Consider the following 26661-nt stretch of genomic DNA (forward strand, 5'->3'; position numbering starts at 1 on the left):
TCCATGTGCTCCGCTGGCCAGCTCAACGTCAAGACCGATGCCCGCAAGGGTGTCGGTCCAGACCACTCTCGCCAGCCCGCTGTCACCGGCACCGATTGCGGTGCCGGTGACACTATGTGCGTGGGTGTCATCCTTGGTTTCCCCCCGGAGATCGCCCGTGAACTGCAGGAATGGCGGGCCTCTTTCGGTGATCCGATGGCCGAGGTCATTCCTGCCCACATCACGCTGATCACCACCACACCCACCCAGGACTGGGCCGCTACCCGGGAACATGTGCGGGAGGTGGCGCGGACACAGGAGCCGTTCGACATCACCATTTCGGGCACCGGTTCGTTCCGGCCCGTCTCACCGGTGGTGTTCGTCAACGTGGAAGAAGGCTTTGAAGAGTGTGTGCAGTTGCACGAGAAACTTCAAACCGGTCCGCTCGAGCGCTTGCTGCCTTTCCCGTACCACCCGCACGTCACGGTGGCGCACGATGTAGCCCAGGAAAACCTCGACGAGGCCGAAACGGTCCTCAGAGATTACCGGGCGACCTTCCCTGTGGTTAGCATGGGACTTTACGAGCACGACACCAACGGAATTTGGCAGCTACGGGAAGAGCTCGACTTTGGCGGCGATACTGACGAAGAACAGCAAGCGGATTCACGCCATGGAGGCGGACGCTCCTCCGCTGCCAACTGAGCTGGCCAAGCTCAAATTACAACTTCTGCGCAAGAGGCAGGACTGGGGCCAGGCCAAGCGCTCCGGCGAGGGGCTGCCGAAGAAGGCAGGAGCATTCTTCGCCCTGTTCATGGCCAGGCTGAACACCAACCGCGCCATGCGCTCCTTCCAGCACTATTCACGGCAGCACGGGCCGCTGCTGAGTGCAGGTATCGGCTTCAACATGTTCTTCTCCGTCACGGGTCTGCTGACCACCGGCTTCGCCATTGCGGGCATCGTCCTGGGCGGCAATCCTGTGCTGGAAGATGCCGTGATCGGAAGCGTGGCCTCCGCTGCGCCCGGACTTCTCCAAGTAAACGGCGGCGAGGGGCTGGTAGATCCGCAGTCACTGCTTAATCCGTCCGGGCTCGGTTGGACCGCATTGATCGCAGCGGCCATTACCATCTTCACGTCGCTTGGCTGGATAGCCAGTGTCAGGGAAGGCCTACGGGGAGTGATGAACGCTGATCCACTCCAGCGCAACGGCCTCCTCCAGAAACTCATCGACGCCGGCACCCTGCTGCTCCTGGGTGTCATCCTGGTCATTAGCGCCGGAGCCTCCCTGATCTTTGGCACCGCCGCCGACTGGCTCATCGGCCTGCTGAAGCTGGACGAAGCGGTGGCCGCCCCCATCGCGGCCACCGTCAAGATCGTGGTGCCACTCCTGCTGAACTGCGCGACGGCGGCAGTCCTGTTCCGCATTGCCGGTGGCCTTAAGCTGGGGAAACGTGCCCTGCTTGAAGGCGTCGTGCTTGCCGGCGTCGGGACCACCGTGCTTCAGTTCTTCAGCACCGAACTCCTGGCCAGGTCCGGAAACAACCCCGTCCTGGCATCCTTCGCCATCATCATCGGCCTGCTGATCTGGTTCAACCTGGTGAGCCAGGTGTATCTCGTCTCGGCGTCGTGGTCAGCCATCCGCGAGGCTGACACGGAGTCGGGGGAGCTCCCCCGCAAGAGGGTCCTTGGTTCCCGCCGCGCGGCGCCCCGTACCTGACGGTTCCAGTCCTGGAGGCCCCATGAACAACCAACTGTGGATCGGCTGCCTCCTGGGGGCTGCCGTGGGCCTCACCGTTGGCCAACTGGTTTTCAATTCCCCGTTCCTGGGCATCCTTATCGGGGTGGGGCTCGGGGCGCTTGTGGGGGCAGCGGTGGGACCCCGCCGCGGATAGCCGGCAGGGTCCCCGGAACCACCCTAGGGCGCCTGCACCAGCCCTTCCCACGCAACGGTCCAGTCCGACGGGAATCCGGGGGCATGCCGCTCCGGCCCGTTGTCCCAGCCTGCCGCCATCAGTGCGACGGCGGCCAGAAGCCCTCCGTTTCCGGGGAGGTAGAGCGGCAGGGAATCGGTTTGCCGGTTGTGTCCGTTGGTGAGGACCGTGTTCTTGCCGGCGCTTAGAAGGAGCGCGTCCACGGCTGCCTCGGGGTCCTCCAGCCGGGCAGCGGTCATGGCCATCACGGGATAGTCCCAGCCCCAGGTGCTGCCCCAGTCCCAGTCGGCCAGGACGTCGGACAGAGTGGCGCGCATGATGTCCGGATCAATGAGGTCGGTCTGCGGGAGGACTCCGAGGGCGCACAACATGGAGGGGTGGTCGGTGCGGATGGTGAAAGGCTCCACGTCGATCGCAGCGTAGACGCCGTCGATCACGCGAGGTGGCACCATGCCATCTGCTACGTCAGACCATGCCCGCACGGGTTCCAGGCCCAGCCGCTCGCGCCACGCAGAAGCCGTGCGCAGGCCCCACTGCCAGTAGGCCAACTCAAACGTCGGGTTGGTGACCTTGGCCCGGATGGAGCCGTAGCTTTCCTGTGCTGGAATCAGGGGTGGTCCCAGCTCGAATCCCCGCGATGTTGGGTGGGCAAAGCTGGCCATGAAGGCAGCTGACTCAAACACGATCTCGGCGAACTCTTCCAGGACTTCGCGGTTGGGGTTGGCCCGGTACACCAATTCGGCCAGGTGGATGGGGTGTGGCTGTTGCCAAATGAGGAACGTCCCGATCGGGCTGGGGCTCTCCCTTCCCTCGGGCCCTACCTGCTTGGGCCAGCGGACGCCCTCGAAGCCTTGGGCCTTGGCGGTCTGGCGGGAGGTCTCCAGCACCGTGGAGTACCAGCGCAAGGATGGCAGGAGCAGTTCCACGCGGTTCCAGTGCGCGAAGTGCGCGGCGTGCCACCAGTGCATTTCAAGATGAAAGCGGCCACGCCACGAATTGCAGACAAGCCCGGTCTCCTGTGGAGGCAACGAGCCTGAGCAATTGATCGCCGTCAGGTACTGGGACAGCACGATCCTGCGCTCCAACTCCTTCGCCCGCGGATCGGCGGTCGCGTCGAGCTCGATTGCCCCACCCGAGGACCAGAACTCCGGCCAGTAGGCGGCGGATGCTTCGATGACTGAACGTGCAGGTGAAAGTTCGACGCCGGTACCTCCTTCGGGGGTGGCCTTCGCCTCTGCTGCCTGGGCAGCCGGCCGGTTGTCGCCGCGGGGAATGCAGTCGCCATCTCCGGAGGAGACGAAGTCGACGGAGAGGTCCAGCACCTTGGCGGTGTCCGGGCCACCAGCGTGGGCAGGAGATATTCGGAGGCGGTGCTGTCCGGTTTGTTGCACCGTCAGGTCCGAACCGCTGATCACCACCTGGTAGCGGGAGTTATCCAGCTCGCGACGGACTGTCCATGCTGTGCGGCCATCATGGACTTGAGACGGATCCGGTCCGTCGAGCTGTGTGGTGTGGGCGTCAACGCTGGCCCAGTCCGCGGCGTCGTGCCACGCCTCAGAGCCGTACGGGAAGCTGAAGCCGACAACCAGACCAGCACCAAGCGCCGACGACTCCACCCGGAAGCCGAGCTGATCGCGGTCGGGGTGGCACGCCGTCGTAACCGTCACTGAGTGGCCCGCCAGCGTGAAGCGACTGGTGACGACCCCCGTCCACAGGTCCAGTGTTTGTTCGGTGCCGGCGATGTCTGCTGCTGTGAGGGGGCGTTCAGTGCCGTCTTCCATCCAGCGGAAGCCGATGCGCCCAAGGTCCAGCCGATGGGCGTTGGCCCTTAGCCAGGTTTCAGCCAACGACGTATCCGTCTCGCGATCGTTGACGATGTCTCCCACCATGTCCACGTAGGGCACGGGACCACGGGGTGAATCGTAGAGGACAGTGGAAGCGGCCAGGTCATAAGGCTGCTCCGATGGGACCGAGTGCCAACCCCACTGGGTTTGCGTACCCAGCAGCGTTCCCGGTGGCAGCTCGTCGCGGGCGCCAACAGGGTAGGCGCCGGGCAACGACTGCAGCCCCGTGAGATCCATGGTGAAGGCGAATTCTCCGTTGCCCACGGACACTGGGCTCCTGGGGTCAAGGTGTTCCTGCCGGACGTTGTGGCGCCGCACGAGGACCTTGCGGTCGATGGCTGCGGGGGATTGCGGACTGGGTATGGTGCTTTGGCTGTGCACTGTGCACGCCCTCCTGATGCTGTCTGCGTTGACTGCTGCTGTCACTGAGAAACCGTTTTCCGAAACGATTCAATCCTTGTCTCGGAGCGCGGAGGTGTCAACCCCTCAGGCGCCGGGGGTGGCGGGATCGTATTCCTCCGGGGCCAGAATTACGGTGTCCTCGCGTTCTACGAGCGGGAAGAATGCAGCCCGCTCATGGGGGCTCTTGTTGGGCTGGTGAAGTGTCAGGAAAAGGCTGCCATCCAGTGCACGGCCGATCATGCCGTGGCCACCATCAGTGCTCCAGAGGGGCTCTGGCTCCTGGGTCCATGGGCCCAAAACTGTTCCGGATTCGCTTCGGGCGATCCCCATTGCGTAGCCGCGGTCGCCAAAGCTCGACCACAACATGATGAGCTTGCCGCTGGACAGCCGGAAGAGGAATGGTCCGTCGGTGACATAGACGGAAAACTCCCTGTCCCGGACGGACGGAACATCCAGGGCGCGGGACCACGGTGCTTCCGAGGCGCTGAAGAGGAAGGCCGGCACACCCTCGGCTGTCCGCAAGTCCGGGCTGAGCCGCTGGGCCATCATGGCTCCGTCGTGTACTTGCTTCCATTCGTGGCAGAACGCCATCCAGGGCGTCCCGGCATCGTCCACGTGGAGCGTCCCGTCCAGGCACTCCCAGTCACCGGGGGTGACGGGGCCATCGCTCCACGGCTCGTAGGGGCCCTCGGGCGCAGTTGCTGAAAGGACCTGCGTTCCACGGAAACGCCCCGGCGCAGTAAACGTCGCGAACATGAAGTAGCGCCCTAGGTAGTGGTGCACCTCAGGAGCCCAGTACTGTTCCTGGCTCCAGAATTCGGGGGAGGGGCGGAAGGCGGGCAGCGGACCTTCCCACGTGGCAAGGTCGCTGCTTCGGTAGCAGTCGAACCCTGTGGCAGGCCCCGACCAGATGTTCTTGTCCGTGCTGCCGAAGAGCAGATAGCAGCCGGATGACGGCTGGGTAAGCACGAAGGGGTCCCGGATCTGGATCTGGTCCAAGCGCATGGTCAAGGCGGACTCCTCAGTGGATTTATATAGTTCATATTCCAAACTATTGACGAATATACACCGCTTTGATACGTTTCAGGAACCGTTTTCTTGAGCCTGAAAGAAGCTTACCCAATGACGCGTAAACCCCTCCGACATCTCCGCAAATCCATCGCTTTCGTAGCCGCCGTCAGCATGCTTGGGCTTACTGCAGCCTGTTCCAGCCCTTCCGCCAACCAGCCTGAAGATGGGCCGGTCGAAATCCGGTTCTCGTGGTGGGGCAACGCCAACCGTGCCGAGCTGACCAACAATGCCATTAAAGAGTTCGAAGCAGCCAACCCCAACATCAAGGTCAAGCCGGAGTACGGCGACATCACGGGATACTTCGACAAACTGGCCACCCAGGTGGCAGCAAACGACGCCCCCGATGTCATCACGATGGGCGGCGCCTACCCGGCCGAATACGCCAACCGCGGCGCCCTGCTGGATCTGTCCACAGTGAGCGGTTCCCTGGACCTTTCCAAAATTGACCAGGGAGCCCTGGAAAACGGGCAGGTCCAGGGCAAGCAGTACGGAGTGTCCACAGGCGCCAACGCCCTGGCTATCGTAGTGAACCCTGCCGTCTTCCAAGCCGCCGGTGTTGCGCTGCCGGATGACAGCAAGTGGTCCTGGGACGAGTTCGCCAAGATCGCTGAAGACATCACCACCAAGAGCCCCAAGGGCACTTATGGCACGGCGACCGTCCTCACTCATGACTCACTGGATGCCTTCGCCCGCCAACGTGGCAAGTCGCTCTACACACAAGACGGCCAGCTGGGACTGGACAAGGAAACTGTCCAGGACTACTTCGACTTCTCGCTGAAGCTCAGCGAGTCCGGCGCAGCGCCCAGTGCTTCGGAGACCGTGGAGAAGCTCAACGTCAGCACGGAGCAGACACTCATGGGCATGGGACAGGCCGGCATGATGCTCACGTGGAGTAACTCGCTCTCTGCGCTCAGCAAGGCTTCAGGGGCCGAATTGAAGCTCCTGAAGCTGCCCGGTGAGACACCTACGCCCGGCATCTGGCTCCAGTCCTCGCAGTTCTACACCATCTCCGCACGCAGCAAGCACACAGATGCCGCCGCCAAGCTGGTGAACTTCCTGGTGAACAACGAGGCCGCGGCCAAGATCATCCAGAGCGATCGCGGTGTGCCCAGCAACTCCGGCATGCGCACGGCCATCCAGGACCTATTGACTCCCCAGGGCAAGGTTGAGGCCGCCTACATTGACCAGATCGGCAAGATGGACTTTGCCCCCACGTTCATCGGTCCCACCGGTTCAACGGCTGTCTCAGAGATCACGGCCCGTATCAACACCGAGGTCCTGTTCAAGCGGCTGACCCCGGAGAAGGCGGCCGAGCAGTGGCTCAGTGAAAGCAAAGCGGCCATCGGCAAGTAGCAGCTAAGCGGCGTCGCGGATCTCCAGGTAGGGGTCCGCCCACGCGCTGATGATGCGGGCGACCCGTGCTGCCTGGCCCTTCCCGGTCAGCAGATGCTCGCTGCCCTCCAGCGAGATAAAACTCCGGGGGTGCCGGGCGGTACGGAAGATCTCGCTGGCGTTGTCGATCCCCACGGTGTTGTCGGTGGGGGAGTGCATCACCATCAGCGGCTTGTGGAGGGTGCGGATGCAGTCGCGCAGATCGGCGCGTTCCACGTCTTCCACAAAGTGGCGGCGGACCTCCATGGGACGTCCACCGAGGTCCACCACAGCGCTGCCATCGCGGAGGATGTCCTCAATTTCGGTGTCGAACATGTGCTCAACGTGCTTGGGCTCGTACGGTGCGCCAACAGTCACCACGGCGTTGAGCCCCGGGACATCGCGGGCTGCGGCAAGCACAGCCGCACCCCCAAACGAGTGGCCCACCAGCAGGGAGATTCCCCGGCGCTGTTCCCGCATGAATTCCGCGGCCAGAATGGTGTCGGACACCTTCACGCTAAACGATCCCGCCGACCATTCACCTGCTGAGCCGCCAAGACCCAAATTGTCGAAACGCAGCATTCCAATACCCTGCTCAGCCAGCCCCTTGCAGATGCGGGAAGCGGCAGGGCTGTCCTTGCCGAGCGTCAGGCCATGGGAGTACAGGCCCCAGCCCCGGACAGGGCCCTCAGGAACGTCCACGATGCCCGCCAACGTATCGCCGGTGCTTCCCGTGAAGCTGATCTTTTCGGAGCGTGACACGTTGGTCTCCTTGCGTTGCATTGACCGGTTGACGGCAGTGATTAACGACGACGGCGCCCCTCACCATCAGTGGTGAGTGGCGCCGTCGTCGTGTTTGTTCTTTGAAGAACGGTAACTAGATCTTGCGGGCCAGAATGGCCTGCTTGACCTCGGCAATTACCTGGGTCACCTGGATGCCACGAGGGCATGCTTCCGAGCAGTTGAAGGTGGTGCGGCAACGCCACACGCCTTCTTTGTCGTTGAGGATCTCAAGGCGCATGTCGCCGGCGTCATCGCGGGAATCGAAGATGAAGCGGTGTGCGTTGACGATTGCTGCCGGACCAAAGTACTGGCCGTCGGTCCAGAAGACCGGGCAGGACGAGGTGCAGGCTGCGCAAAGGATGCACTTGGTGGTGTCGTCAAAGCGCTCACGGTCCTCAACGGACTGCAGGCGTTCCTTGGTGGGCTCGTGGCCCTTGTTGATCAGGAACGGCATGACTTCGCGGAAGGACTGGAAGAAGGGTTCCATGTCCACGATCAGGTCCTTCTCCACGGGGAGGCCCTTGATCGGCTCGACGGTGATGGGCTTGGTGGTGTCCAGGTCCTTCAGCAGCGTCTTGCAAGCGAGGCGGTTGCGGCCGTTGATGCGCATTGCATCGGAGCCACATACGCCGTGGGCGCAGGAGCGACGGAAGGAAACGGTGCCGTCGATTTCCCACTTGACCTTGTGCAGGGCATCCAACACGCGGTCCGTGCCGTACATCGTCAGCTTGTAGTCGTCCCAGCGGGCTTCGTCCGAGATTTCCGGATCGTAGCGGCGCACGCGGAGCGTGATGTGGAACGTGGGAATTTCACCGTCGCCGGCAACACTTGCCGGGAGCTCGATCTTGGAAGCGGGCTCTGCCATTTCGGTCGTCATTAGTACTTACGCTCCATCGGCTCGTAACGGGTGAAGATGACGGGCTTCGTCTCAAGACGGATGCCCGCGACGGATTCCGCCGAGGAGTCGACGGTGACGGAATTGTCCAGGTAAGCCATGGAGTGCTTCATGAACTTTTCGTCGTTGCGGTCCGGGAAGTCCTCGCGGTAGTGGCCACCGCGGGACTCTTCACGGTGCAGGGCGCCGACGGTCATGACCTTGGCCATGTCCAGCAGGAAGCCCAGTTCCACCGCTTCCAGGAGGTCCAGGTTGAAGCGCTTGCCCTTGTCCTGGACAGTGACGTTCTTGTAGCGCTCTTCGAAGGACTCGATGTCGCTGAGGACCTGCTCCAGCGATTCCTTGGTACGGAACACCTGCATGTTGGCATCCATGGTGTCCTGCAGTTCCTTGCGGATCTGTGCAACACGCTCGGTGCCATTGCCGTTGAGCAGGCCGCTGAGGATGCCACGGGTCATTGCCTCGGGATCCTCGGGCAACTCGACGTAGTCGGCCGTCTTGGAGTACTCAGCGGCGGCAATGCCGGCGCGCTTGCCGAAGACGTTGATGTCCAGGAGCGAGTTGGTGCCGAGGCGGTTGGAGCCATGTACGGACACACAGGCAACTTCACCGGCTGCGTAGAGGCCCGGCACGATCGTGTCGTTGTCCTGCAGCACCTCGGTGGTGATGTTCGTGGGGATGCCGCCCATGGCGTAGTGCGCCGTCGGGAAAACGGGAACAGGATCGGTGAACGGTTCCACACCCAGGTAGGTGCGGGCGAACTCCGTGATGTCCGGAAGCTTGGCCTCGATATGCGCCGGCTCAAGGTGGGTCAGGTCCAGGAGGACGTAGTCCTTGTTTGGGCCACAGCCGCGGCCTTCACGCACTTCGTTCGCCATGGCGCGGGCCACGATGTCACGGGGTGCAAGGTCCTTGATGGTGGGGGCGTAGCGCTCCATGAAGCGCTCACCCTCGGAGTTACGCAGGATGGCACCTTCACCACGTGCACCCTCGGTGAGGAGGATGCCAAGGCCGGCCAGGCCGGTCGGGTGGAACTGGAAGAACTCCATGTCTTCCAGCGGGATGCCGCGGCGGAACGCGATGCCCATGCCGTCGCCCGTGAGGGTGTGTGCGTTTGAGGTGGTCTTGAAGACCTTGCCCGCGCCGCCGGAGGCGAACACTACGGACTTGGCCTGGAAGACGTGAAGTTCACCGGATGCGAGGTCGTAGGAGACCACGCCGGCTACACGCTTCTGCTTGTACGGAGTACCGTCTTCGCGCACTGCGTCTTCTTCGACGATCAGCAGGTCCAGGACGTAGTACTCGTTGTAGAACTCAACGTTGTGCTTGACGCAGTTTTGGTACAGCGTCTGCAGGATCATGTGGCCGGTACGGTCTGCCGCATAGCAAGCACGGCGGACGGGGGCCTTGCCGTGGTCGCGGGTGTGGCCACCGAAGCGACGCTGGTCAATCCGGCCCTCGGGCGTGCGGTTGAACGGCAGGCCCATCTTTTCCAGGTCCAGCACGGCGTCGATGGCTTCCTTCGCCATGACCTCGGCTGCGTCCTGGTCAACCAGGTAGTCGCCACCCTTGATGGTGTCAAAGGTGTGCCATTCCCAGTTGTCTTCTTCGACGTTGGCCAGTGCTGCACACATTCCACCCTGGGCTGCACCGGTGTGCGAGCGGGTGGGGTAGAGCTTGGTCAGTACCGCTGTGCGTGCGCGCTGACCGGACTCGATCGCGGCGCGCATGCCGGCGCCACCTGCACCGACAATGACGACGTCGTACTTATGGACCTGCATACCAGATGCTCTCTCTTTCAAAAATCAGATGGTCGGCGGAGGCTGCTCCGCTACGTCAGGCGTGCCGTATCAAACCGGCAGCGCCGCTGTGGCACGGCCTCTACGGGGCCGGGCAGAATCCGCCGGGAAGCTGAACGCCGTCCACCACGGGGCACGGGTTGAAGGTGAAGATCACCAGGGTGCCCAGGATGATGATGACCAGGGTGGCCGCGTAAAGGACCATCTTGAGCCAGAAGCGCGTGGAGTCCTTCTCGGCGTAGTCGTTGATGATGGTGCGGACGCCGTTGGTGCCGTGCAGCATGGCAAGCCAGAGCATGGCGAGGTCCCAGAACTGCCAGAAGGGATCTGCCCACTTGCCGGCTACGAAGCCGAAGTCGATGGCGTGGATGCCTTCGCCCACCAACAGGTTCACGAAGAGGTGGCCGAAGATCAGCACCACCAGGACGATGCCGGAGAGGCGCATGAAGAGCCAGGCGATCATCTCGAAGTTGCCGCGGCTGGAGCCCGTGCGGTTGTACTTCGGGGCGATCTTCCCGGAACGCGGGGATTCGATGGTTGTCATGGCTTAGTGGCCTCCCAGCGCGAGGGAAAGGTGGCGGATGGCGAAGCCGGCGAACGTGACCAGCCACAGCGCAAGCACGATCCACAGCATCTGGCGCTGGTACTTTGCGCCCTTCTTCCAGAAGTCGATGGCGATCACGCGCAGGCCGTTGAAGGCGTGGAAGATGATCGCAGCGACCAGGCCCGTTTCCCCCAGGGCCATGAGGGGGTTCTTGTAAGCACCAATGACGGCCGTGTAGGCCTCAGGGGACACGCGCACCAATGAGGTGTCCAGCACATGGACCAACAAGAAGAAAAAGATCACTACACCGGTAATACGGTGTCCAACCCAGGACCACATGCCTTCACGGCCGCGGTACAAGGTGCCAGCTGGTTTTGTCGGCACTGATTAAACCTTCCTGCAACACAGCGGCGCTGGCATGGGATCCATGCGGGGGGAACGCCTGCTGCGAGAGCACTCGTAGCTCACGCCTAAATCTAGGCTTCGCTAACAGCATATTCAATTTAGGACTGGCTTCTCTGCTTGTTAATTCCATGTTTCCTGCCCGTATTCAGGCAATTTTGGCCAGTGCTTGAGACGAACACCACATGCGTGGCGTTCTGCGGGGCTTCCCGGCTGCGTCGGATAAAGTGTTGCGGTGAGTACAGAAGACGCGAAATACCCGGAATCGCCCATGAACCGCTTCCATGCGGTCATTCCGGCGGGCGGTGTGGGCACCAGGCTGTGGCCGCTCTCGCGTGCCGCCGCGCCCAAGTTCCTCCACGATCTGACCGGTTCCGGCAGCACGTTGTTGAGGGCCACCTACGACCGCCTTGAGCCGCTGGCCGGCGAGCGGGTGCTCGTAGTAACCGGCGAGGCACACCGCGCCGCAGTGTGCCGCCAGCTCCCCGAAGTAGGGGACGACGAACTGGTGCTCGAAAGCGAGCCCAAGGACTCCGGCGCCGCCATTGGACTGGCCGCTGCCATCCTGTATCGCCGGGACCCGGACACCATCATGGGCTCCTTCGCCGCAGACCAGGTCATCAGTCCGGACAATCTCTTCCAGGAAACCGTGCGCGAAGCGATCTATACCGCAGCCATGGGAAAGATCGTCACCATCGGCATCAAGCCAACGCACCCGTCTACTGGTTTCGGTTACATCCGTTCCGGTGCAGCCCTCCATGTCGAAGGCGCTCCCAACGCGCTTGCAGTTGCGGAGTTCGTGGAGAAGCCCAGCCAGGAAGTTGCCAATAAGTACGTCGAGGCAGGGGACTATGTCTGGAACGCCGGCATGTTCGTCGCTCCTGTGGCCCTCATGCTCAAGCACTTGGAAGCCAACCAGCCCGAGCTCTTCGCGGGCCTGCAGGAAATCGCCGAGGCCTGGGATACGCCGCAGCGCGCCGAGGTGACCGCCCGTGTCTGGCCCACCCTGCCCAAGATTGCCATTGACTACGCGGTGGCCGAGCCCGCAGCGGCGGCCGGCGATGTCGCCGTCGTGCCTGGCACGTTCCGTTGGGACGACGTTGGCGACTTTGCCGCGATCGGCCGCCTCAACAACGCCGGCGACGTCGACGAAGTGACAGTGCTTGGTGAGGGCGCGCGCGTCTTTGCTGAAAATGCCAGCGGGGTGGTGGTCTCCGATACCAAGCGCGTTATCGCCCTGATCGGCATCAAGGACGTAGTCATCGTGGACACCCCGGACGCGCTCCTGGTCACCACCAAGGAACATGCCCAACTGGTCAAAGGTACGGTTGACGCCCTCAAAGCCAGCGGCGATACGGACGTGCTGTAAAGCAACCCGCTTATACCGTGAGCCACCTCTTTGGTTGTCCTGCCGCTGAACGCAGCGTAACCAAGAGGTGGCTTTCGTTCTTCGAGGGCCACGCATGGCTAGAGTTGTGACGTGCGCAATTACACGACTGAAACCGAGCCCGCTCCCGTGGTGAGTCCTTGGGTTGATGAACTGCTTCCCGGACTGATCGAATTCCGGCGTGACCTCCATGCGCACCCGGAGCTGTCCTTCAAGGAATTCCGTACCACGGACAAGCTCGTGGAGCGGCTTGAAGCAGCCGGGCTGAAGCCGCGGCGGCTGGAAGAGACCGGGCTGACGGTTGATGTGGGCGAAGGCCCCATTGCCACCGCCCTCCGCGGGGACATCGACGCCCTGCCGATCATTGAGGAAACCGGACTGCCGTTCGCGTCGAAGAACCATGGCGTTACCCATGCTTGCGGGCACGACGTCCACACCACTGCCATGCTCGGCATTGCCTTGACGCTGCAGCGGATGCACAAGAACAATCCGCTGGGTGGCACGGTCCGGATCATCTTCCAGCCTGCCGAGGAAACCATGCCCGGTGGCGCGTTGTCCTGCATCGAGCAGGGAGTGCTTGAAGGTGTGCCGCGTATCCTGGCGCTGCACTGTGATCCCCGGATCAACGTGGGCCAGATCGGCACCCGCATCGGGGCCATCACCTCGGCGTCGGACACCATCAAAATTGAACTCTCCGGCAGGGGCGGCCACACGTCCAGGCCGCACTTGACCGAGGACCTCGTCTTCGCTTTGTCGCAGATCGCCATCAACGTCCCTGCTGTTCTTTCCCGCCGCGTGGATGTCCGCAGTGGCGTGTCCGTTGTCTGGGGCCAGATCTCCGCCGGCTCTGCGCCCAACGCCATCCCCGGCTCCGGCTACATGGCCGGAACCATGCGCTGCCTTGACCGCGACGCCTGGCACAGCGCGGGGGAGTTGCTGGACGAAGTGGTGAAGCAGGTTGCTGCCCCTTACGGCGTGGACGTCCACATGGAGCACACCCGCGGCGTGCCCCCGGTGGTCAATTCCGAGCATGAGACAGCCCTCATCGAAGCCTCCGCGCGCGCGGAGTTGGGTGAGAACGCAGTGGTCCTGACCCCGCAGTCCATGGGTGGGGAGGACTTCGCCTGGTTCCTGGCCGACCTTCCCGGCGCCATGATGCGCCTCGGCACGCACACGCCCGGCGGCGAAGAATACGATCTTCACCGCGGCGACTTCATCGTGGACGAACGCGCCCTCGGCTACGCCATCCGCGTCCTGACCGCAGCTGCCCTCCGTACCATCCGCGACCTGGAGCAATAACCCCTCGAGCAGTAAACCCACTGAGTCGCATCAGGCGAAGATGAGTTGTGCGCAATTGAATTGTGCGCTATCGTTTTATCCATGAGTGATGCACCCCGCCTCCGCCACCAGGTTTGCTTTGCGCTGTATTCGGCTTCCAAAGCTGCGACGGCGGTCTACCGCCCCGTGCTGGAGGACCTCGGCCTGACGTACCCGCAGTACCTGGTGATGCTGGTCCTGTGGGAGCAGGAGCCGCGGAGTGTTCGCGACCTCGGTGCCGAATTGGGCCTCGATTCCGGAACGCTCTCGCCCCTGCTCAAGCGGCTCGAAGCCTTGGGCCTGGTGGAACGCCGCCGCTCCGCGGAGGACGAGCGCCGCGTGGACGTCGTCCTGACCGACGCCGGGACCGCCTTGAGCGGCCGCGCCCAGGCCGTGCCCCAGCGCCTCGCCGACGCCGCAGGCCTCTCCGCCGACGAGATTGAACAACTGCACGCAACCCTCGGCAAGCTCACGGCAGCGCTGAACAGCTCACTCTGACAGACTCCCGGAAAATCCCGAGACATCCATTCCCGAAGAGAAACGGAAACACCATGAAGACTCTCTACACTGCCGAGGCATTGGCCTCCGGCGAAGGCCGCGACGGCAACGCCCGCACGAATGACGGCAAACTGGATGTAGCACTCGCCAGCCCCGTGGAACTCGGTGGCAACGGTGAAGGCACCAACCCGGAACAGCTTTTCGCAGCCGGCTACGCTGCCTGCTTCCACTCCGCACTCCGCCTGGTGGGCCGCAAGGAGCGCGCCGACCTCAGCGATTCCGCCGTCGCTGCCAAGATCCACTTCGGCGCCCTGACGGACAGCGAAGGCTACGGCCTGGCCGCGGAGTTGGAGGTCGCCCTGCCCGCGCTGGACCGCACCACGGCTGAAGAGCTGATGGCCAAGGCGCACCAGATCTGCCCTTACTCCAACGCGACCCGCGGCAACATGGCCGTAGACCTCAAGCTCGTGGAGTTCGCAGCATGAGCGCCCCCGCAACGGAAACCCGCGAAATCCAGCTCGCCTCGCGCCCGATCGGCAGGCCGGTCCCGGAGAACTTCCGGTTTGCAGTGGCCCAGGTTCCCGAGCTCGCCGAGGGGCAGGTCCTGGTGAAGAACCAGTTCATGTCCGTGGACCCCTATATGCGCGGCCGCATGAACGACGTCAAGTCCTACTCTGCGCCCTTCCGCCTGGATGCAGCGCTCGACGGCGGTGCGGTGGGTGAGGTGATCGCGTCCCGTTCGGATGCGCACAAGGTGGGTGACGTCGTCGTGCATCAACTGGGGTGGCGCGAGCACGCTGTGGTGGACGCCGCCGCGACGACGCCGGTCCCAAACGGACTCGCTCCAACGTCGGCGTTCCTCGGCGCGCTGGGCATGACAGGGCTGACTGCCTACGCCGGACTGCTCAAGGTGGCTGAGTTCAAGGAGGGCGAGGTTGTCTTCGTGTCCGGTGCGGCAGGTGCCGTCGGCTCGATGGTAGGCCAGATTGCCAAGGCCATGGGCGCGTCAAAGGTCATCGGCAGCGCCGGATCGCCGGAGAAGGTTGCCCGCCTGCTGGAGCTTGGCTTTGACGCCGCGTTCAACTACAACGACGCCCCGGTGCTCGAGCAGCTCCGTGAGGCGGCGGGGGAGCGCGGCATCGACGTGTACTTCGACAACGTCGGCGGCGAGCACCTCGAAGCGGCCTTGGCGACCCTCACCGTTGGTGGACGGGTAGCAATGTGCGGCGCCATCGCACAGTACAACTCCACCGAGCCCCCGGTTGCGCCGCGGAACCTGGCAGTGGCCATCGGGAAGCAGCTGACGATGCGTGGATTCCTGGTGGGCGGACAACGCCAGCACGCCGCGGAGTTCGCGCAGAACATGGCCGGTTGGCTGGCCGACGGCAGCGTCAGCTACGACGAGACAATCGTCGATGGACTGGAGAATGCACCGCAAGCCTTCATTGATCTGCTCGATGGCGCGAACACCGGAAAGATGCTCGTCCGCCTCTAATCCACAGGTGAAGCGCGTGTGACTTGCACACCCGGCTACTGCTTGGTAACAAAAGGTCAACAATCTGACCTGGAGTGATCATTTGTGGTAGCTGGGTGTGTTCCAGGCCACTAGTGTTGGTGACATCAATGCGCTTAGGCGCAGCTGCGAGCATCAGTGAAAACAGAATTTCTGCCTCAGGTATAGGAAACGGACACTCATTGACCATCCGTCGTAGCGCCAATCACTTTCTTCCTGGAGGAAAATTGAAGAAACCACTGCGTGCCACCCTGAAGCGCGGTTCAATGGCCGGTGTTGCCACCGTCGGCGCAGCAGCGCTCCTGCTGACCGGTTGTGGACAGGCCCCCGACGCCGGATCCGGCGCTGCCACCAAGAGCGACTTTGTTGGATGCATCGTGTCCGACTCCGGCGGATTCGATGACCAGTCCTTCAACCAGTCCTCGTTCGAAGGCCTCAAGAAGGCCGAGACTGATCTAGGCATCACGGTGAAGTCGGCCGAATCGAAGGCCAACAGCGACTTCGAAACCAACCTCAACGGCATGATTTCCGCTGGCTGCAACCTTACGGTTACCGTCGGCTTCCTCCTGGGCGATGCCACCAAGGCCGCCGCCGAGAAGAACACGGACAAGCACTTCGCGATCGTCGACTACACGTATGAGACGCCGATCGCCAACGTCAAGCCGATCGTGTATGACACGGCACAGGCGGCTTACCTGGCCGGTTACGCGGCTGCGGCCACCACCAAGACCGGCAAGGTGGGCACCTTCGGCGGCATCAAGATCCCCACAGTCACCATCTTCATGGACGGCTTCTACGACGGCGTCCAGGCCTACAACAAAGCCAAGAACAAGACCGTCCAGGTTGTCGGCTGGGACAAGACCACCCAGGACGGTTCGTTCACGGGTGACTTCGAAAAGCAGGACACCGGCAAGCAGGTCACCATCAACCTGCTGGACCAGGGCGCAGACATCATCATGCCTGTAGCCGGCCCCGTTGGTAAGGGTGCAGGTGCTGCGCTGAAGGAAGCCAAGGCTGCCGGCAAGGACGTCAAGCTCATCTGGGTTGACTCCGATGGCTACCTCACCGCTCCCGAGTACAAGGACCTCATGCTGACCTCCGTGGTCAAGCAGATGGGTGAAGCCGTTGAAGCCGTGGTGAAGGACGACACGGAAGGCAAGTTCAACAACGCAGCCTATGTCGGGACGTTGGAGAACGATGGCGTTGCCATCGCACCGTTCCACGATCTTGACTCCGCTGTCACTGCTGAAACCAAGTCGGAGCTCGATGCCCTGAAGGCCGACATCGTCTCCGGCAAGCTGGTTGTCGAATCGGCAGCGAGCCCCAAGAAGTAAACAATTCCTGGACGCGCCGCCAGTACCGAGCCCCGGTACTGGCGGCGCGTTTTTGCCCTGACTAGGCTGAGGCCAAGCCAATGGCTTGTCTGCAGTAAGTCCCTGGACTCACAGAACGGTGGGAGTTGTGAAACTCGAATTGAAGGGGATCTCGAAAGCCTTCGGGACCTTCTACGCCAACCAAGACATCGACCTCGTGGTCGAATCCGGCCAGATCCATTGCCTCCTCGGCGAAAATGGTGCCGGCAAATCAACCCTCATGAATGTGCTGTATGGGCTCTATGAGCCCACGGCTGGCCAGATCCTGGTGGACGACCAGCCCGTCAACTTCCGCGGCCCCGGTGATGCAATGGCGGCAGGTATCGGCATGGTGCACCAGCACTTCATGCTGGTCCCCGTCTTCACAGTGGCGGAAAACGTGGCCCTCGGCGCGGAACCGACCGCTTTTGGCGGCATCCTCAGCATGGATGAAACCCGTAAGAAGATCCGGGAGATTTCCGATAAATACGGCTTCGACGTGGACCCCGACGCCTTGGTGGAGGATCTTCCCGTGGGCGTTCAACAGCGCGTGGAGATCATCAAGGCACTGGTGCGCGAAGCCAAAGTCCTCATCCTTGACGAACCCACGGCTGTCCTGACGCCTCAGGAAACCGATGAACTCCTGGACATCATGCGCCAACTCAAAGCCGGCGGCACGTCCATCGTCTTCATTTCGCACAAGCTGCGTGAAGTGAAGGCTGTCTCGGACGTGATCACCGTCATCCGCCGCGGAAAAGTGGTGGGCGACGCTCCTCCGTCTGCCTCGGCCACCGAACTGGCCTCCATGATGGTGGGCCGCCCGGTCAGCCTGAGCTTGAACAAGGCTCCCGCACAGCCGAAGGAAACCACGTTTGTCGTGGAGAACCTGACTGTTCGCGCGGCCAATGGCACCAACGTGGTGGATGGGATCAGCTTCACTATCGCCCAAGGCGAGATCCTCGCCGTCGCGGGTGTCCAGGGAAACGGCCAAACCGAACTGACCGAAGCCATCCTGGGCGTGCAGGAGCACGTCACAGGTTCGGTGACCCTGGACGGCAAGCAACTGCTGGGCCTTCCGGTCAAGGACGTATTGCGTTCGGGCGTCGGTTTCGTCCCGGAGGACCGTACCGTCGATGGACTGGTTGGGCCGTTCTCCGTGGCAGAGAATCTGGTACTGGACCTGTATGACCAGGCGCCGTTCGCCAATGGCATCAGCATGAAGCCGGCCAAGGTTGCCGAGCATGCCAAAGCCAAGATCGACGAATTCGATATCCGTACCCCTTCCGCAGGGTCGGCCGCCGGAACACTGTCTGGTGGCAATCAACAAAAAGTGGTCATGGCCCGCGAGTTGTCCAGGCCGTTGCGCTTGTTCATCGCCAGCCAGCCAACCCGTGGCGTGGATGTTGGCTCCATCGAGTTCCTGCATAAGCGCATCGTTGCCGAGCGGGACGTCGGAACGCCGGTCATGATCGTGTCCACCGAACTTGATGAGGTCATTGAACTCGCAGACCGGATTGCCGTGCTGTACAAGGGCAAGCTCGTGGGCATCGTCCCTGCTGGAACGCCCCGCGACACCCTCGGCTTGATGATGGCCGGCGTCGGCCCGGAAGGAGGCTCCGATGTCTGAGAACGATCAGTCCAAGAGCGAACCAACACCCGCCCTGCCCGCAGAGGATCAGTCCACAGCGGACCTCCGCGCGGCTGATGTCTCACTCGATACTGCAGGCGGCATGCTGGAGCCCTCCATCGTGCCGGTGTCTTCCCAGAGCGGCGACACCGGGTCGCAGCAGGGCAGCCTCATGCGCCGGATCGTGATGGGCAACGGCTTTGTGTCCGTGCTCGCCGTCATCGTGGCGCTGTTCCTGGGCGGCCTGTTGATCGCCAGCACGGACGCGCAGGTTGCCAAAACCGCAGCCTACCTGTTCGCGCGGCCCACGGACTTCCTGAGCGCCTTGTGGTCTGCCATGACAGAGAGCTACGTTGCCCTGTTCCAGGGTTCAATCTTTAACCCGCGGCAAGGCCTCCAGCCACTTCTGGAAACCATGACCGTGGCAACCCCGCTCATCTGCGCCGGCCTTGGCGTTGCATTGGCCTTCCGGGCGGGCCTGTTCAACATTGGTGCGCAGGGCCAGATCATTATCAGTGCGACCCTCGCAGCCTATGTCGGGTTCGCCTGGCACCTGCCGTTCGGCCTGCACTTGCTGGTGGTCATCATCATGGGTGTCCTGGGCGGTGCTTTTTGGGGCGCGATTGTTGGCATCCTCAAAGCACGGACCGGTGCGCATGAGGTCATCGTCACCATCATGCTGAACTATGTGGCGTTGTTCCTGCTGGACTTCCTGCTGAACACCGCTGCGTTCCGGCGTCCGGGGGATAACAGCCCTATCTCGCCCCGCCTCGACGAATCAGCAACCTACCCGGTCCTGATCCCGGGATCCAGGCTCCACGTGGGCTTCCTCGTAGCAATAGCGCTGACCTATGGCGTGTGGTGGCTGCTGAACCGGTCCACCATCGGCTTCGAGTTCCGCGCCGTTGGTGCCAACCCCATCGCAGCACGGACTGCCGGGGTCAAGGTATCCCGTGCCACCATCCTGGTGATGGCAATGGCTGGTGCCCTCGCGGCCTTCGGTGGTATTGCTCAGGTTGCCGGTACCGAAAAGGTGCTCACCGGCGGCGTCGCAGCCCAGATCGGCTTTGATGCCATCACCGTTGCCCTGCTGGGCCGTAGTACCCCGTGGGGTACGTTTTTTGCCGGCCTGTTGTTCGGAGCTTTCCGCGCAGGGGCAGTGCAGATGCAGATCCAGACGGGAACCCCCATCGACATCGTGCTGGTGGTGCAGTCCCTCATCGTCCTGTTCATCGCAGCACCGCCGCTCATCAGGTCGATCTTCCGGCTTGAGCCCAAGAAGAAGAACAAGACACCGAAAGCGGCTCCCAAGGCTGCCCTCGTCAACGCCTCCGGAGGTGCCAAATGAGCGCGACGACTACAGCTCCAAAGCCGGGTTCAACAGCCCTTCCGGCGTTCCGGCCGTCCATGAAGGTCCCGTTGTCGCTGGGCATCCTTGCACTCATTGCCCTGGTCTTCTTCGGCTTCCTGGGCCCGGACCAGACGGCCGAGATGAAGATCAGCGACGCCGGCGACGCCGTTGCCGTCCCCGCTCTTATGATTCCCGGGCAGGTGGGCGGCGTTGTCTTCGGCATTCTGCTCCTTGCCATGGCCGCCTATTCGATTTACCTCTGGACACAGGGGGAGCGTTCGCCCAAGTGGCTGCCGATCGCCTTCGCCGTCGTCTTCGTCTTCGCCTTGCTCGTGTGGATTGTGGCGGGTGCGCGGCAGCCGTCCATTTCGCTGGCAGGCTTGGTCGCGGGTTCGGTGACACTGGCGGTGCCGCTCGTCTTCGGTTCGTTGTCAGGCGTGCTGTGTGAGCGCGTGGGCGTGGTCAACATTGCCATTGAAGGCCAGCTGCTGGGCGGTGCCTTCACTGCTGCCTTGGTAGCCACCATGACGGGCAGCCCCTACATCGGCCTGATTGCAGCCGCTGCCGCTGGTGCCGCGGTGTCCATGGTCCTCGCCGTGTTCAGCATCAAGTATTTGGTCAACCAGATCATTGTGGGCGTTGTCCTGAACGTGCTGGTCTCGGGCCTCACCGGCTTCCTGTACGGCACCCTCATGGTTCCCAACAAGGAGCAGTTCAACACCCCGGGTCGCCTGGACATCCTGCCGATCCCGCTGCTTTCGGATATCCCCATCATCGGACCCATCCTGTTTGAGCAGTCCATCGCCGGTTACCTCATGTACATAGCCGTTGCCGTGGTGTGGTTCGGCCTCTTCAAGACCCGCTGGGGCCTGCGTGTCCGCGCAGTCGGTGAGCACCCGCAGGCTGCTGACACTCTCGGTATCAACGTCAACGCCACCCGCTTCTGGAACGTCACCCTGGGTGGCGCCATCGCGGGCATCGGTGGAGCAGTGTTCACGCTGGTGACCATCGACTCCTTCACGAAGGACATCTCCGGTGGCCGCGGCTTCATCGCACTGGCTGCCCTGATCTTCGGACGATGGAACCCGATCGGTGCCTTCCTCGCGTCCCTGCTGTTCGGCTTCGCCTACAACCTGCAGTCGATCCTGGGCATCATCGGTACCCCGGTGCCCAGCCAGTTCATGGCCATGCTGCCATACCTGGTGACCATCTTCGCCGTCGCCGGTTTGGTGGGTAAGTCGCGGCCACCGGCCGCAAGCGGCATACCGTACGTGAAGGGTTGACGATGCCGGCGAATGACATCGACTGGCCCGCTCTGGAAGATGCGGCAAAGCAGGCCATGGCGCGTGCCTATGCGCCGTACTCCAAGTTCCCGGTGGGGGCCGCGGCCCTCACCGAGGACGGCCGGATTGTCAGCGGCTGCAACGTGGAGAATGCCAGCTACGGCCTGACGCTTTGCGCCGAATGTGCCTTGGTGGGGGAGCTCCACATGACCGGCGGTGGCAGGCTGGCCGCCTTCTATTGCGTGGACGGCGGTGGCAACATCCTCATGCCGTGTGGGCGTTGCCGCCAGCTGCTCTACGAATTCAGGGCGCCAGGCATGCAGCTCATGACCACGCAGGGCATCAAAACCATGGACCAGGTCCTGCCTGACGCCTTTGGTCCCGAAAACCTGGAGGAAACCACGTGACCAGCACTGAAGCGTTCGACGCCGTCCAGATCATTTCCATCAAGCGTGACAAGGGCACTCTCTCGCCCGAGCAGATCGACTGGACCATCGACGCCTACACCCGTGGGGTCATTGCCGAGGAGCAGATGGCCGCACTGAACATGGCCATCCTGCTCAACGGCATGGACCGCGCCGAGATTTCGCGGTGGACTGCCGCCATGATCGCCTCGGGCGAGCGGATGGACTTTTCGTCCCTGACAAGGCCCGACGGCGGCATGAAGGCTACCAGCGATAAACACTCCACCGGTGGGGTCGGGGACAAGATCACGCTGCCGTTGGCTCCTTTGGTTGCCGTCTTCGGCGTCGCGGTTCCGCAACTGTCAGGCCGCGGCCTGGGCCACACCGGCGGAACGTTGGACAAGTTGGAAGCCATCCCCGGCTGGCGCGCCAACTTGAGCAACGACGAGATCATGGCCCAACTCCAGGACGTAGGTGCAGTCATCTGCGCCGCAGGCTCCGGGCTGGCTCCTGCGGATAAGAAGCTGTACGCGCTGCGCGACGTCACGGGGACGGTGGAAGCCATCCCGCTGATTGCGTCCTCGATCATGAGCAAGAAGATCGCGGAAGGCACGGGTTCATTGGTGCTGGACGTCAAAGTTGGTTCCGGCGCCTTCATGAAGGACGAGGCGCGGGCCCGCGAGCTTGCCGAGACCATGGTGGCCCTGGGCAAGGACGCCGGCGTGCACACCGTCGCCCTGATCACGGATATGTCCACGCCGCTCGGCTTGACCGCTGGAAACGCGATTGAAGTTGAGGAATCAGTGGAGGTCCTTGCCGGCGGCGGTCCGGAAGACGTCGTCGAGCTGACCGTCCGCCTGGCCGAGGAGATGCTGGCAGGCGCCGGCATCCACGACGCCGATCCCGCTGCGGCGCTCAAGGACGGGCGTGCCATGGATGTCTGGAACCGGATGATCGAGGCGCAGGGCGGGGACCCGCGTGCTGCCTTGCCGGTGGCCAGGGAATCCGAGGTTGTGTATGCTCCCGCGGACGGTGTCCTGGTGGAACTGGATGCGCTCTCCGTGGGTGTGGCCGCTTGGCGCCTCGGCGCCGGCCGTGCCCGCAAGGAAGACCAGGTCCAAGCCGGCGCCGGTGTGAGGATGCATGCCAAGCCCGGTGCGCTGGTCCGTGCCGGTGAACCGTTGATGACACTCCTGACGGATACTCCGGAGAAGTTTGAACGGGCCAAGGAGGCACTCCAGGATGCTGTAGTGATTGCGCCCGAAGGATCACGCCCGGCGCACCAGCTCATCATCGATCGCATCGCCTAGGCTTAAGTGTTCCGGGCTGTTCGCCAAGGAGGGCCCGGAACACCAGTCATCCGGCGCCTGTGGGGGAGCCGGCTACCGTAAGGAAACCGTGCAGGGCATCAACGATTTCATCCTCGCCGCGGCCGAGCAGCCGTGGGTGTTGTTCCTGGTGCTGGCCTGCTGCGTGATTGATGGATTCTTTCCGCCCATCCCCAGCGAATCCGTGGTGGTGGGCCTGAGCGCAGTGTCCGGAAGCAGCGGCTCGCCCAACGTATGGCTGCTCGGCCTGATGGCAGCCATCGGGGCCTTCTCCGGGGATAACATCGCCTACATTATTGGCCGTCGGATCGGTATCGCGCGGTGGCGTTGGATGCGCACCCAGCGGATGCAGGGCGCCTTCCGTTGGGCAGGCAAGGAACTCCGACGGCGTTCGGCCTCGCTGATCATGGTGGCCCGGTTCATCCCCATCGGGAGGGTGGCGGTCAACCTGACGGCGGGCGCCACTCATTTCCACCATCGCCGCTTCGTTGCCCTCACTGCCCTGTCGGCCATCCTGTGGGCCACGTATTCGGTGATTCTCGGCTACTTCTTCGGAGTCTGGTTCGAGGACAACCATCTCCTGGGTGCCGTCATAGCCATCGTGGTTGCCGTGATCCTGGGGGTCATCATCGATCGCATCATCAGTAAAGTCCGCGGATCCGTGCCTCTGGACGGGAAGAACATCCCTGAGGAAGAGGCCCCGCCTCCACCCACGGTATGACAGGCAAGGCTCCGGAAGATCAGCCCGGCGGTGGACGAATAAACGGCCCGTCACCTATAGCGTTAAACGCGTGATCCCTCGGCTGGGGCGTAGCGAACGACGTCCCGGCCATGGGACACTAAGAGCGACTTCCGTCACACTGTCAAGTCATATTCGCCGAGGAGCTACCGCCGCGTGGAGTTTTTGAACCAAATGCTCGAGCATGCAGCCGGGCAGCCCTGGATATACCCGGTCCTCCTGGTCTTCTTCTTCATTGACGGATTTGCCACCATCCTTCCCAGCGAAACAGCCATCGTGGGTCTCTCGGCGCTGTCCCTTCACAGCGGAGAACCGAACCTGTGGATCCTGGGCGCCACCGCGCTGGTCGGCGCGATGGCGGGCGACAATATGGCGTACATGCTCGGCCGGAAGATCGGCCTCACCCGCTGGAAGTGGATGCGCCGGCCCAAGGTCCAGAAAATGTTTGCCTGGGCGCAGTACGAGCTGGACAAGCGCGGGGCAGTGTTGATTTTCACGGCCCGCTACATTCCGTGGGGCCGCGTGGCTGTGAACTACGTTGCCGGACAAACAGGTTTTCGCCACCGCACCTTCTTCTGGCTGGACGCGTTCGCCTGCATTACCTGGGTGGCCTACTCCATTGGCATTGGCCTGCTGGCGGGTCAGTGGGTGCACCACAACCCGCTCCTCGGCGTAGGAATTGCGGTTGCCTTCGCTGTGGTCCTGGGCATTGTGGTGGATCATGCCCTGCGTTGGTGGCACAAGTACCTGGAAAAGAAGGATATCGCCCGAGGCGCCGCCCCCCGCGAAGATGTGCCCCGCGAAAATGTCCTCAGCGAAAACGTGCCCCGCGAGGATGCTCCCGTATCAGACGCGTCGGATGCGGTCCGGAAGGCCGTTGCAGGCGTCGACGCCTCCAAGCCTGCTGGCTAAGCTCCTGCCGTCCCCCTACAGTTAGTACGTGACTGAGCCCATACTTGACGCCGCCCCTGCCCTCGACTTCGATTTGAAGAGCCTCCCCAAGGTTTCCCTGCACGACCACCTCGATGGAGGCCTACGCCCCGCCACCATCATCGAGCTTGCTGAGGAGGTCGGCCACGCGCTGCCGTCCACCGATCCCGTGGCGCTGGGCGAATGGTTCCGCGAGTCCGCCGACTCCGGCTCGCTGGTGCGCTACCTCGAGACATTCGACCACACCATTGCCGTCATGCAGACCAAGGAAGGCCTGTTCAGGGTCGCCAAGGAATTCGTGGAAGACCTCGCCGAGGACGGCGTGGTTTACGGCGAAGTCCGCTGGGCGCCGGAGCAGCACCTGCAGAAGGGCCTCACCCTCGATGACGTTGTAGAAGCCGTTCAGACCGGCCTCGAAGCCGGAGTGGACGCTGCCGAGGAGCGCGGCCAGCAGATCCAGGTGGGCCAGCTCATCACCGCCATGCGCCACGCCGACCGTGGCCAGGAGATTGCCGAACTCGCAGTCCGCCACCGCGCCAACGGCGCGGTCGGCTTTGACATCGCGGGCGCCGAAGATGGCTTCCTGCCGTCCCGTTTCAAGGAAGCCTTCACCTACCTCGCTGAAAACAACTTCCCCGCCACGGTCCACGCCGGTGAAGCCGCGGGCTTGGAGAGCATCCAGTCCGCCTTGGTTGATGGCCGCGCCCTCCGCCTGGGCCACGGCGTACGGATTGCCGAGGACATCAGCGTGGAGTTTGAGGACAACTCCGACGACGACGGCGAAGACACCATCGGCATGGTGACCATCGGCAGCATTGCGGCTTGGGTCCGCGACCGCGGAATCGCCCTGGAAATCTGCCCGTCGTCCAACCTCCAGACCGGTGCCATTTCCGGTTTTGGCGACGGCATCGAAAGCCACCCGGTGGACATGCTCTTCCAGTTGGGCTTCAACGTCACCATCAACACGGATAACCGCCTGATGAGTGGCGTCACCCTGACGGACGAATTCGAACTGCTCGTGGAGACCTTCGACTACGACCTCGATGACCTGCTCGAGCTGACGCTCAACGCTGCCGAAGCAGCCTTCCTGCCGCTGGACGAGCGTGAAGCCTTGGTTGAGTACATCAACGATGCCTACGCCAACCTCGGCTAACAACGCCGACGGACCCGCGGACCTGATGGGTGGGCCCACGGCAGCGGGGGTCCCCGGCCGGGCTTGCGGGGTCGGGGAGCTGCTGGGGACAGTTGCCGCGCTGCGTGAGCATTGCCCCTGGATGGGTGCGCTGACGCACGAGTCGCTGGTGGAGTACCTGATCGAGGAAGCCTACGAAGTGGTGGATTCGATAGAAGCCGGTGACTCCCCGGCGAGGGACAGCGAGCTCCGCGGCGAGCTGGGCGATGTGCTGCTACAGGTAGTGCTTCATGCCCGGCTCGCCGAGGAGCGCGGCAGCTTCGACTTTGACGCCGTGGCGCGCGGAATCAACGCCAAGATGGTCCGCCGGAACGGGCACGTCTTCAAGGCGGACGGTTCCCTGCAGGAGAGTTTCCCGGCCAGTGTCGAGGAAATCATCGTCACGTGGGACGCCGCTAAACGTGCGGAGAAGCCGGAGCGGAAAGATCCCTTTGAGGGCATTCCGCCGCACCTTCCGGCGTTGGCAGCGGCTCAGAAGTCCTTGGATCGTGCGGTACGCGCAGGCTTGGACGTCGACGCACAAGGCGCGATGTCCGCCGTCGTAGTTCCTGTCATTCCTGCCTCGGAAGAGGCGCTCGGGGAGCTGCTGCTCGCCATCGTTGCCGGTGCCCGGGAACAAGGATTCGACGCCGAACGGGCCCTCCGTTCCGCAGTTCGATCGTTTCAGAACAGCCAAGCACAGCCTTCATGACGTGAGCCGTTGGAATCCGTGCCGTAACCTA

The 26661-nt window shown here is 63.0% G+C and carries 26 protein-coding genes; 19 read left to right on the forward strand and 7 right to left on the reverse strand.

Going from position 1 to position 26661, the window contains the following annotated elements:
* Nucleotides 1-3 precede the first annotated feature (3 nt).
* Genes J3D46_RS11205 through J3D46_RS11215 form a run of 3 tightly spaced genes read left to right on the forward strand, consistent with a single transcriptional unit; the run spans nucleotide 4 to nucleotide 1868 of the window.
* Nucleotides 4-681 (forward strand): 2'-5' RNA ligase family protein, encoded by a 678-nt coding sequence (locus J3D46_RS11205; protein WP_231341142.1) that lies wholly within the window; start codon nucleotides 4-6, stop codon nucleotides 679-681.
* Nucleotides 608-1693, forward strand: a complete 1086-nt coding sequence (locus J3D46_RS11210) for a YihY/virulence factor BrkB family protein (protein ID WP_231341143.1) — start codon at nucleotides 608-610, stop codon at nucleotides 1691-1693. Before J3D46_RS11205 ends, J3D46_RS11210 begins: the two co-directional genes overlap by 74 nt.
* A gap of 22 nt (nucleotides 1694-1715) precedes the next feature.
* Entirely contained in the window at nucleotides 1716-1868 is a 153-nt protein-coding gene (locus J3D46_RS11215) for a glycine zipper domain-containing protein (RefSeq protein ID WP_253467171.1), read from the forward strand.
* A gap of 23 nt (nucleotides 1869-1891) precedes the next feature.
* Here J3D46_RS11215 and J3D46_RS11220 read toward each other — a convergent pair whose 3' ends face one another.
* Complete coding sequence (locus J3D46_RS11220) at nucleotides 1892-4132, reverse strand: hypothetical protein (RefSeq protein WP_253469203.1); 2241 nt, start codon at nucleotides 4130-4132, stop codon at nucleotides 1892-1894.
* Between the two features lie 105 nt (nucleotides 4133-4237).
* Nucleotides 4238-5158: a glycoside hydrolase family 43 protein gene (locus J3D46_RS11225; RefSeq protein ID WP_231343454.1), complete on the reverse strand. Its 921-nt coding sequence runs from the start codon at nucleotides 5156-5158 to the stop codon at nucleotides 4238-4240.
* 117 nt (nucleotides 5159-5275) lie between these two features.
* On the opposite strand from J3D46_RS11225, the gene J3D46_RS11230 reads away from it, so the two are divergent.
* Nucleotides 5276-6577 (forward strand): ABC transporter substrate-binding protein, encoded by a 1302-nt coding sequence (locus tag J3D46_RS11230; RefSeq protein WP_231343453.1) that lies wholly within the window; start codon nucleotides 5276-5278, stop codon nucleotides 6575-6577.
* Between the two features lie 3 nt (nucleotides 6578-6580).
* Here the strand turns inward: J3D46_RS11230 and J3D46_RS11235 are convergent, their stop codons facing one another.
* The 5 genes from J3D46_RS11235 to sdhC form a co-directional block, all read right to left on the reverse strand.
* Complete coding sequence (locus tag J3D46_RS11235; RefSeq protein WP_253467175.1) at nucleotides 6581-7357, reverse strand: alpha/beta fold hydrolase; 777 nt, start codon at nucleotides 7355-7357, stop codon at nucleotides 6581-6583.
* A 115-nt stretch (nucleotides 7358-7472) separates the two neighbouring features.
* Complete coding sequence (locus J3D46_RS11240) at nucleotides 7473-8255, reverse strand: succinate dehydrogenase iron-sulfur subunit (RefSeq protein WP_253467178.1); 783 nt, start codon at nucleotides 8253-8255, stop codon at nucleotides 7473-7475.
* Entirely contained in the window at nucleotides 8255-10054 is a 1800-nt protein-coding gene (gene sdhA / locus J3D46_RS11245) for a succinate dehydrogenase flavoprotein subunit (RefSeq protein WP_231343328.1), read from the reverse strand. The genes J3D46_RS11240 and sdhA overlap by 1 nt, the downstream gene beginning before the upstream one ends.
* Nucleotides 10055-10154: 100 nt before the next feature.
* Complete coding sequence (locus J3D46_RS11250) at nucleotides 10155-10616, reverse strand: succinate dehydrogenase hydrophobic membrane anchor subunit (protein WP_017197835.1); 462 nt, start codon at nucleotides 10614-10616, stop codon at nucleotides 10155-10157.
* Between the two features lie 3 nt (nucleotides 10617-10619).
* Nucleotides 10620-11000, reverse strand: a complete 381-nt coding sequence (sdhC, locus tag J3D46_RS11255) for a succinate dehydrogenase, cytochrome b556 subunit (protein ID WP_089594138.1) — start codon at nucleotides 10998-11000, stop codon at nucleotides 10620-10622.
* A gap of 289 nt (nucleotides 11001-11289) precedes the next feature.
* Between sdhC and J3D46_RS11260 the strand changes: the two genes are divergently transcribed.
* From J3D46_RS11260 to J3D46_RS11330, 15 genes are all read left to right on the forward strand, one after another.
* Nucleotides 11290-12387 carry a sugar phosphate nucleotidyltransferase gene (locus J3D46_RS11260; RefSeq protein ID WP_256492275.1) on the forward strand — a complete coding sequence of 366 codons (1098 nt, stop codon included), beginning with the start codon at nucleotides 11290-11292 and terminating at the stop codon, nucleotides 12385-12387.
* 111 nt (nucleotides 12388-12498) lie between these two features.
* Nucleotides 12499-13704, forward strand: a complete 1206-nt coding sequence (locus J3D46_RS11265) for an amidohydrolase (RefSeq protein ID WP_231343326.1) — start codon at nucleotides 12499-12501, stop codon at nucleotides 13702-13704.
* A gap of 81 nt (nucleotides 13705-13785) precedes the next feature.
* The gene (locus tag J3D46_RS11270) at nucleotides 13786-14220 is read left to right on the forward strand and encodes a MarR family winged helix-turn-helix transcriptional regulator (protein WP_253467181.1); all 435 of its coding nucleotides are present in this window, start codon (nucleotides 13786-13788) and stop codon (nucleotides 14218-14220) included.
* Between the two features lie 53 nt (nucleotides 14221-14273).
* Entirely contained in the window at nucleotides 14274-14705 is a 432-nt protein-coding gene (locus J3D46_RS11275) for an organic hydroperoxide resistance protein (RefSeq protein ID WP_231343323.1), read from the forward strand.
* Nucleotides 14702-15715 carry an NADP-dependent oxidoreductase gene (locus J3D46_RS11280; protein WP_253467184.1) on the forward strand — a complete coding sequence of 338 codons (1014 nt, stop codon included), beginning with the start codon at nucleotides 14702-14704 and terminating at the stop codon, nucleotides 15713-15715. Before J3D46_RS11275 ends, J3D46_RS11280 begins: the two co-directional genes overlap by 4 nt.
* Nucleotides 15716-15828: 113 nt before the next feature.
* Nucleotides 15829-17067, forward strand: a complete 1239-nt coding sequence (locus J3D46_RS11285; RefSeq protein ID WP_253467187.1) for a BMP family protein — start codon at nucleotides 15829-15831, stop codon at nucleotides 17065-17067.
* A gap of 127 nt (nucleotides 17068-17194) precedes the next feature.
* The gene (locus tag J3D46_RS11290) at nucleotides 17195-18712 is read left to right on the forward strand and encodes an ABC transporter ATP-binding protein (RefSeq protein WP_253467190.1); all 1518 of its coding nucleotides are present in this window, start codon (nucleotides 17195-17197) and stop codon (nucleotides 18710-18712) included.
* The gene (locus J3D46_RS11295) at nucleotides 18705-20060 is read left to right on the forward strand and encodes an ABC transporter permease (protein ID WP_253467193.1); all 1356 of its coding nucleotides are present in this window, start codon (nucleotides 18705-18707) and stop codon (nucleotides 20058-20060) included. The genes J3D46_RS11290 and J3D46_RS11295 overlap by 8 nt, the downstream gene beginning before the upstream one ends.
* Nucleotides 20057-21346 (forward strand): ABC transporter permease, encoded by a 1290-nt coding sequence (locus J3D46_RS11300; RefSeq protein WP_231342468.1) that lies wholly within the window; start codon nucleotides 20057-20059, stop codon nucleotides 21344-21346. The genes J3D46_RS11295 and J3D46_RS11300 overlap by 4 nt, the downstream gene beginning before the upstream one ends.
* Nucleotides 21347-21348: 2 nt before the next feature.
* Complete coding sequence (locus tag J3D46_RS11305; RefSeq protein WP_231342465.1) at nucleotides 21349-21753, forward strand: cytidine deaminase; 405 nt, start codon at nucleotides 21349-21351, stop codon at nucleotides 21751-21753.
* A complete protein-coding gene (locus J3D46_RS11310; RefSeq protein ID WP_253467196.1) occupies nucleotides 21750-23060 on the forward strand; it encodes a thymidine phosphorylase in 1311 nt (436 codons plus the stop codon). The genes J3D46_RS11305 and J3D46_RS11310 overlap by 4 nt, the downstream gene beginning before the upstream one ends.
* A gap of 88 nt (nucleotides 23061-23148) precedes the next feature.
* A complete protein-coding gene (locus J3D46_RS11315; protein WP_231342457.1) occupies nucleotides 23149-23799 on the forward strand; it encodes a DedA family protein in 651 nt (216 codons plus the stop codon).
* A gap of 192 nt (nucleotides 23800-23991) precedes the next feature.
* A complete protein-coding gene (locus J3D46_RS11320) occupies nucleotides 23992-24729 on the forward strand; it encodes a DedA family protein (RefSeq protein ID WP_256492282.1) in 738 nt (245 codons plus the stop codon).
* A gap of 28 nt (nucleotides 24730-24757) precedes the next feature.
* Complete coding sequence (locus J3D46_RS11325) at nucleotides 24758-25900, forward strand: adenosine deaminase (protein ID WP_253467202.1); 1143 nt, start codon at nucleotides 24758-24760, stop codon at nucleotides 25898-25900.
* Nucleotides 25901-26021: 121 nt separating this feature from the next.
* A complete protein-coding gene (locus J3D46_RS11330) occupies nucleotides 26022-26630 on the forward strand; it encodes a MazG nucleotide pyrophosphohydrolase domain-containing protein (protein WP_253469205.1) in 609 nt (202 codons plus the stop codon).
* The last annotated feature ends 31 nt before the right edge of the window (nucleotides 26631-26661 follow it).

The organism is Paenarthrobacter sp. A20, assembly GCF_024168825.1.
In the GTDB taxonomy this organism is placed as follows: Bacteria; Actinomycetota; Actinomycetes; order Actinomycetales; family Micrococcaceae; genus Arthrobacter.

Bases quoted from the DNA above. Each gene is read 5' to 3' on its own strand.
- J3D46_RS11270 (WP_253467181.1), top strand. From the start codon at position 13,786: ATGAGTGATGCACCCCGCCTCCGCCACCAGGTTTGCTTTGCGCTGTAT.
- J3D46_RS11275 (WP_231343323.1), top strand. From the start codon at position 14,274: ATGAAGACTCTCTACACTGCCGAGGCATTGGCCTCCGGCGAAGGCCGC.
- J3D46_RS11230 (WP_231343453.1), top strand. From the start codon at position 5,276: ATGACGCGTAAACCCCTCCGACATCTCCGCAAATCCATCGCTTTCGTA.
- J3D46_RS11300 (WP_231342468.1), top strand. From the start codon at position 20,057: ATGAGCGCGACGACTACAGCTCCAAAGCCGGGTTCAACAGCCCTTCCG.
- sdhA (WP_231343328.1), bottom strand. From the start codon at position 10,054: ATGCAGGTCCATAAGTACGACGTCGTCATTGTCGGTGCAGGTGGCGCC.
- J3D46_RS11295 (WP_253467193.1), top strand. From the start codon at position 18,705: ATGTCTGAGAACGATCAGTCCAAGAGCGAACCAACACCCGCCCTGCCC.
- J3D46_RS11240 (WP_253467178.1), bottom strand. From the start codon at position 8,255: ATGACGACCGAAATGGCAGAGCCCGCTTCCAAGATCGAGCTCCCGGCA.
- J3D46_RS11305 (WP_231342465.1), top strand. From the start codon at position 21,349: ATGCCGGCGAATGACATCGACTGGCCCGCTCTGGAAGATGCGGCAAAG.
- J3D46_RS11205 (WP_231341142.1), top strand. From the start codon at position 4: ATGTGCTCCGCTGGCCAGCTCAACGTCAAGACCGATGCCCGCAAGGGT.
- J3D46_RS11260 (WP_256492275.1), top strand. From the start codon at position 11,290: ATGAACCGCTTCCATGCGGTCATTCCGGCGGGCGGTGTGGGCACCAGG.
- J3D46_RS11280 (WP_253467184.1), top strand. From the start codon at position 14,702: ATGAGCGCCCCCGCAACGGAAACCCGCGAAATCCAGCTCGCCTCGCGC.
- J3D46_RS11330 (WP_253469205.1), top strand. From the start codon at position 26,022: ATGGGTGCGCTGACGCACGAGTCGCTGGTGGAGTACCTGATCGAGGAA.
- J3D46_RS11225 (WP_231343454.1), bottom strand. From the start codon at position 5,158: ATGCGCTTGGACCAGATCCAGATCCGGGACCCCTTCGTGCTTACCCAG.
- J3D46_RS11215 (WP_253467171.1), top strand. From the start codon at position 1,716: ATGAACAACCAACTGTGGATCGGCTGCCTCCTGGGGGCTGCCGTGGGC.
- J3D46_RS11320 (WP_256492282.1), top strand. From the start codon at position 23,992: ATGCTCGAGCATGCAGCCGGGCAGCCCTGGATATACCCGGTCCTCCTG.
- J3D46_RS11250 (WP_017197835.1), bottom strand. From the start codon at position 10,616: ATGACAACCATCGAATCCCCGCGTTCCGGGAAGATCGCCCCGAAGTAC.